Consider the following 7,085-nt stretch of genomic DNA (forward strand, 5'->3'; position numbering starts at 1 on the left):
GTGTTTCACATCGCCGTAGTAGGTTGCCAGACCGCAAGTCCGTCTACGGCTGTTTATCGGAGATAAGGATCCACGGGTGCGCATCGGTTTCTTCAGCGACCGCTACTTACCATTCACCGATGGAATCGCGTACTCCATGGAGGGAGCCCGCCTCGAGCTCGAGGCCCTGGGCCACGAGGTCTACATCTTCGCCCCCAAGCCGGGGCCGCGCTTCCACGAGGCGTCCCCGCGCATCACCCGCTTTCCGGCCGTGAAGGGCCTCTTCTTCGACGACTACCGGTTCAGCGTCTTCTACCCGCCGCGAACCCGGCGCAGCATCGAGAAGCTCGACCTCGACCTCGTCCACTTCCACACCCCGGGCCAGCTCGGCATTTTCGGGGCCTACTACGCGCGGCGTCACGACATCCCGCTCGTCACGACGTACCACACCGACCTCTACGAGTACGTGAAGCACTATCGGAGCGTGCTGCCGGGCACAGTCGCGCTCTCGATCCTGGCGCCGTTCGTGACCGGCGGCGGTGCGGGCGCATACCGCACCTCCCTGTCCTGCGTGAAGCCGGAGCGCAGCATCGATCGGTGGAACCAGAAGATCGTCCAGCACGGCATGACCCTCATGCACAACCACTGCGACCTGGTGATCGCACCGTCGGCCAAGATGGAGGCGCAGCTGGGTGGTTGGAACACCGTCAGCCGAATCGCCACCCTGCCCAGCGGCGTCGACGAAATCCCGGCGACCGAGGCCGACATGGCGGCCGCCCGGCGGGAGTTCGGGATCGCCGAGGAGGAGCAGGTCGTGCTCTATGTAGGCCGGATCGGCACCGAGAAGAACATTGGCCTACTGATCAAGGCGTTTGCACAAGTGGCGCCGCGCTGCGGCAGAGCCCGGCTGCTGCTGATCGGCCCCGGCGATGAGGACGGCCGGTTCCGCGCCCAGGCCGCCGCGGGACCGTGCGCCGACCGCATCACCTTCACCGGCCGGATGAAGCGTGAGAACCTGGGCGCCTTCTACGCGATCGCCGACGTGTTCGCCTTCCCCTCGGCGGGCGACACGCAGGCCCTGGTGATCAACGAGGCCGCGTGGGCCGCGACGCCCACGGTGATGGTGGATCGAGAGATCAGCCAGATCGTCGAGGACGGCGTCAGCGGCCTGTTCGCGCTCAACACGGCCGAGGATCTCGGCGACAAGATCGTCTTCCTCTTGGGGCGGCCGCACCAGGCCGCGGCGATGGGCGCGGCCGCACGCGAGCGGGCCAAGAAGCTGACCGCCCAAACCCAGGCCGCGAAGCTCTCCAGCCTGTATGAGGAGACTGTCAGCCGGTACCGCGCGTCTCCGTTGCTGGCGCTTCCCCCTGTTCTTTAACCTCGGTGCCGGTTCGCGCTGGTGAGGGCGCTGCGCATTCTTCTCATCCCTCTAACATGAGCGCGACCTCTGCGTGAGGATGTGTGTCCGACCAAGAGACCCACGCCCCGAAGAGGCCGCGGTCGCCACCGGCTGACAAGACAGAATCAGCTGTGACACCAGTGGGGCGTCCGACCAGAAACCCTGATCGGACGCCCCACTCGCGATGCGCCCTCAACGGCGTGGCCCTCGGCCAGCGGTCATGGGCCGGGGCCACGTCGTCTTCGATCCCTGACTTGATCAGCGCAGTCGCGTAGCTCAAGCCTGTGTGGAGCCTGCAAGCTGCTCGGTGTGGTGAGCTGCGGGTTCCGGTGCGTCGGGCGCGGCGTGGTGCGCGTCGGGCTTGATGAACAGCGCCTTCGCCGCCCATCGGGGCAGGTACCAGTTGGCGCGGCCGAACAGGACCACGAGCGCCGGAGTGAGCAGGGTGCGGACCACCAGTGCGTCGATCAGCACGCCCGCGGCCATGCCGGTGCCCATCATCTTCACCGTCGGATCGGGGGCCATCGACAGCGAGGTGAGCGCGAGCACGAGGATCAGGGCGGCGCTGGTGACCAGCCGTCCGGTGCGCCCGATGCCCTCGATCACGGCCTTCCTGGTATCGCCGTCGCGGTCATAGGCCTCGCGCATCCGGGCGAGGATGAAGACCTCGTAGTCCATCGAGACGCCGAACAGGAAGCCGAACAGCAGCATCGGCACGTACGCGCTGATCGAACCGGTCGCCGGAACGCCCCATATGGACTGGGAGCCGATGCCGTGCTGCCAGATGAGCACGAGCACGCCGTAGGCGGCGCCGACCGACAGGACGTTCAGCAGGACGGCCTTGGCCGGCAGCAGCAGCGAGCGCATGCCGCGCGCGAGCAGCACGAACGTGATCAGCGCGACGACGGCCAGCAGGATCGGGAAGTACGAGCCGATCTGGTGGGCGACGTCCGCAGCCTGGACCTGGCTGCCGCCGACCAGCGCCCCGGCGGGGGCGTGCGCGTGGACCTCGGCGAGGGCCGGACCGGCGCCGGAGGTGCCGATCTCGGTGTTCGGCAGCACGGTCACGACGCTGCTGCCGCCGTGCGCCCAGGCCGGGTCGGCGGGGGTGAGCACGCCGTGGATGTCGGGTTGGCCGCGCAGGCTCGCCGCGAAGGACGCCGGGTCCTGGCCGTGCGGGACGAGCACGGGTACGGGGGTGAGGACGCCGGTGGGGAAGCCGTCGTTCTGCATCGCGACCAGGCCGTCGTGTGCGGGGCCGGTGCTCGCGAGGTTGCCCGCCGGCGGGTTGTTGATGTTGATGCCGAGCCCGATGACGCTCAGGGCGATCAGGATCGCGCTGCCGAGTGCCGCCGCGATGCGGGGTCGGCGGACGATGCGGCGCGCGGCCTTCGTCCAGAACTTCGGCGCGTCCTCGGTCTCGATCCGGCGCCTGCGAAGCCGCACCCGGTCGAGTGCGGGCCCGACTGTGTCGAGCAGCAGCGGCACGGTGGTCAGGGCGGTGATCGCGGCGATCGAGGGGATGAAGAGGCCTGAGAGGCCCACCCCTTGCAGGAACGAGATCGGCACGACGATGAGGGCGAACAGGCCGAGCGAGGCGACGGTGCCGGAGAAGGCGACCGAGTGCCCGGCCTTGCGCATCGAGGCGATCACGGCGCTGCGGTTGTCCGCGCCCGCGTCGCGTTCCTCGCGCCAGCGGTTGACCAGCAGCAGCGAGTAGTCGATCGACAGGCCGAGGCCGAGCAGCGCGACGATGAACTGGACCGCGGGGTTGATGTGGATGGACGTGGCGTATGTCAGGCCCCAGATCGCGATCTGCATCGTCAGGACCGAGACGACGGCCGAGAGCAGCGGCAGGAAGGCGAGTGCGGAGCCGAAGACCCAGGCGAGCACGAGCAGGGCGAGCGCGCCGCCGATGAGGATCTCGGTGATCACGCTGGAGCCACCGGAGGAGGCGTTGCCCGCGGACAGTTGCTCGTAGCCGGTCTGGCTCACGTGCGCGCCGGGCAGGTCATGCGTGATGACGGCCGCCATGTGGTCCATGACCTGCTGGTCAACCGGGTTGCCGGCGGTCGGCGGGTAGACGAGCACGAGCGTGGAGTTCCCGTTCTTGCCGACCAGCGAGGCGTCGTGCGTCGTGGCGTAGGAGATGTCGTGCACGCCTGGCACCGACTGTGCCACGTTGCCTGCGGCCTCAAGGGCCGCGGTGGTCTGCGGGTCGCTCACGTGGGTGGCTGCGGGCAGGTCGACCACGAGCACGCTCGGGTTGGCGGCGACCCCGCCGTACTGAGTCTGCATCGTCTGGTTCGCGGTGTACGCGGCCGAGTGCAGTGTGGTGCCCGACTGCAATCGGCCGGAGAGTTGCGGGGCGATCAACACCCCGATCACGGCAACGGCCAGCCACACCATGGCTGTCAGCGCGCGGTGCCGCAGCAGGGAAGCGGCGAAGCGATGCACGGGTCCACCTCCTGGATCTTCCCGGCGCTTCGATACGCGCCGGGCCACGGTCGCGACGCTACGAAGCCGTACCTTTCGATCCGCTTACGCGCCGCCTGACCTGTGCGAACGCGCCCCGGCAAGGGCTCGCGGACCCGGCGCGGCGAGCGTTGCCGGGCCGTGGTGCGCCGGTCGCGCGCTGGGCCGTTGGTGGCATCCGACGCAGCCCGGCATGCGGCGCCAATGCCTTGATGCGAGGGTGGGTAGCGGAGCAGGCGCCCGGTGGCCGTCATCGGGCCCGCGAGTGTCTGCCGAGGTCCCGCAATGTCGGTATACGTGTTCAAGCTCGCCCGCGCCGCGTTCCGCCACCGCCGTCTTGTGCTGGCGCTCTGGCTCGCCGCGGTAGTCGCCGCGATCACGCTGGGCATCGCCAGCGGCGGGAAGACCAACGACAACTTCACCATCCCGGGTACCGAGTCCCAGCACGTGGCCGACCTGCTCAAGCAGAAGGTGCCGGCGCTCGCCGGCGGCCAGACGCAGGTGGTCTTCGCGGCCCCGGCGGGCGGGAACATCGGCGACGCGTCCGACAAGGCCGGTGTGGAAGCCGCGCTGACCAGGCTCAAGACGGTGCCGCAGGTGGTATCGGTCGCCGACCTCTATATGACCAACGCGGTCTCCCCGGACCACCGGGTGGCTCTGGGCCAGGTGCAGTGGGATTCCGCCGCGGCGGACGTGAAGGACTCGAGCCTCGCCGCGCTACAGGCCGCCGTCGCCCCCGCGCAGCAGGCGGGCGTCGAGGTCGAGTACTCCGGCAGCGTCTACCCGGGCTGGCGGCTGACCCCCTCGGAGCTGCCCGAGCTGATCGGCATCGTCATCGCGTTCCTCATCCTGGCGATCACCTTCGGAGCCCTGGTCACAGCCGGGCTGCCGATCCTGAACGCGATCATCGGCGTGGTGATCACGTTGATGAGCGTGACGGCGATGGCCTCCGTGGTGAACATCGCCTCCGCCTCCACGACCGTGGCCCTGATGCTCGGGCTGTCCTGCGGCATCGACTACGGCGTGTTCATCCTCGCCCGGCACCGCAACAACCTGCTGACCGGCCTGAGCGTGGAGGACTCGGCGACGCTCGCCGCCGGCACCTCGGGCAGCTCGGTGGTCTTCGCCGCCCTGACCGTGATCATCGCGCTGTGCGGCCTGTCGGTGGTCGGCATCCCGTTCCTCACCGTCATGGGCATCAGCGCGGCGGCCGCAGTGCTGATCGCGCTGTTGATCGCGCTGACCCTGCTGCCGGCGATGCTCGGTTTCGCCGGAGAGAAGCTCACGAAGTTCATCAGCACGCCGCTGCGCCGCGGACACCACGAGCAGGTCGCCCAGACCGCGGCGAACCAACCACACCGGACCTTCGGCGCCCGCTGGGCCAGGCTCGTCGTCCGGCTGCGCCTGCCGTTCCTTGTCGTCGGCGTGGCGCTGCTCGTGGTGCTCGCCCTTCCGGCCACGAAGATTCACCTCGGCCTGCCCAGCGGCGCCTCCAAGCCGACCTCGGACACCTCGCGCCGCGCCTATGATCTGACCACCGCGAGCTTCGGCCCCGGCTTCAACGGCGCGCTGCTCGTCCTGGCCGACGGTGTGGACAGCGCCGCGACCGCCCAGCAGATCGACAAGCGCCTCGCCGCCGTGCCCGGCGTCGATATCGCCAGTCTGACGGTGCAACAGGGCACCACCGCGGTCTTCCGGGTCATCCCCACCACAGGTCCGAACGACACGGCCACCGCCGACCTGGTCAACCGCATCCGCGACGACCGGACCGTGATCGCCGGGTCCACCGGGGTTGACGTGCTCGTCGGCGGCACCACCGCGTCCAACATCGATGTCTCCGCCAAGCTCTCGAGCGCGCTGCCGGTCTTCCTGATCGTCGTGGTCGGCCTCGCGTTTCTCCTGCTGACCTTCGCGTTCCGCACGATCCTCGTGCCCATCAAGTCGATCATCGGTTTCCTGCTCTCGGTGAGCGCGGCGCTCGGCGCGCAGGTCGCGGTCTTCCAGTGGGGCTGGGCCAGGAGCCTGTTCAACGTCACCCCGAGCGAGACGATCAGCTTCCTGCCGATCATCATGCTGGCGATCATCTTCGGGCTCTCCAGCGACTACGAGGTCTTCGTCGTCTCCCGGATCAAGGAGGAGTTCACCAAGACCGGCGACGCGACCGGCGCGGTGGAGCGCGGCACCGGGTTCTCCGCGCGCGTCGTGACCGCCGCCGCGCTGATCATGTTCTTCATCTTCGTCGCCTTCATGATCAACAACGACCCCACCGTCAAGGCGATCGGGTTCAGCTTCGCCGTCGGAGTCTTCCTCGACGCCTTCGTGGTGCGGCTGACGTTGGTACCGGCGGTGATGGCGATCGTGCGCTCGAAGATCTGGTACCACGCACAGTGGTTCGCCAAGTACGTGCCCGACCCCGACATCGAGGGTGAACGGCTTGAGCACCAGTTCACCCAGGGCCACGCGGCTCGTCAACACGCAGCGCCGGATAGCGTCCGCGGAGCCTGAGCAGAGAGATCGACCAAATATGAGGGCATTGACAAAACCGGCCCACGGGAGCGCCTCTCACTCCGCCGAGCATCAGGCCGGGTGTGCTCCGCGGCCCGGCTGGTGCAGGGGAATCCGGACGGTGAAGGTCGCTCCACGCCCTGCCCCCTCCGGCGGTTCGGGCCGGGAATCGGTGACGGTGACGGTGCCGCCGTGGGCGGCGACGATGTCGCGGGCGATGGACAAGCCGAGGCCGGTGCCGGCTGGCGAGCCGGGTCGGCGGGCGCGGGAGGTTTGCAGGCGGACGAAGCGGTCGAAGATGCGCTCGCGGTCCTCGGCGGGGATTCCGGGGCCGTCGTCGGCCACCTCGATCAGCGCGCTGTCACCATCCTGAGCCGCAACGGTGAGGCGCACGTGCGTGGCAGCGTGCCGGTCGGCATTGTCGAGCAGGTTGCGGATCAGCCGGGTGAGTTGGTCCGCATCTCCGAGCACGACGACGGCGCCCTCGGCGCGCAGTTCGACCGGGATGCGGGCGGGTGCGGCGGCCTCGTTGCGGGCGAGTGCGGCCAGGTCGACCGGTTCGCGCTGGAGCACGAGGGCTCCAGCGTCGGCGCGGGCCTGGAGCAGGAGGGCGTCGACGAGGCGTTGGAGCCGGGTGGTCTCGGTCACGGCGCGTTCGGCCAGTTCCGGCCACGGCGCCTGGTCGGGATGGGCGAGCCCGACCTCCAGCGAGGTGCGCACGGCG

4 protein-coding genes are annotated in these 7,085 nt (G+C 69.2%); 2 read left to right on the forward strand and 2 right to left on the reverse strand.

What is annotated here, in order from left to right:
- Positions 1 to 76 precede the first annotated feature (76 nt).
- Complete coding sequence (locus VGZ32_RS16725; protein WP_326886982.1) at positions 77 to 1,360, forward strand: glycosyltransferase; 1,284 nt, start codon at positions 77 to 79, stop codon at positions 1,358 to 1,360.
- 297 nt (positions 1,361 to 1,657) lie between these two features.
- Here the strand turns inward: VGZ32_RS16725 and VGZ32_RS16730 are convergent, their stop codons facing one another.
- Entirely contained in the window at positions 1,658 to 3,838 is a 2,181-nt protein-coding gene (locus VGZ32_RS16730) for an MMPL family transporter (RefSeq protein ID WP_326886983.1), read from the reverse strand.
- 303 nt (positions 3,839 to 4,141) lie between these two features.
- Between VGZ32_RS16730 and VGZ32_RS16735 the strand changes: the two genes are divergently transcribed.
- Entirely contained in the window at positions 4,142 to 6,361 is a 2,220-nt protein-coding gene (locus VGZ32_RS16735; protein WP_326886984.1) for an MMPL family transporter, read from the forward strand.
- Positions 6,362 to 6,433: 72 nt separating this feature from the next.
- Here the strand turns inward: VGZ32_RS16735 and VGZ32_RS16740 are convergent.
- Positions 6,434 to 7,085: HAMP domain-containing sensor histidine kinase (locus VGZ32_RS16740; protein ID WP_326886985.1), on the reverse strand; the 652-nt coding region annotated here is incomplete at its 5' end.

It is taken from the genome of Actinocrinis sp. (assembly GCF_035938995.1).
Lineage (GTDB): Bacteria > Actinomycetota > Actinomycetes > Streptomycetales > Catenulisporaceae > DASZGI01.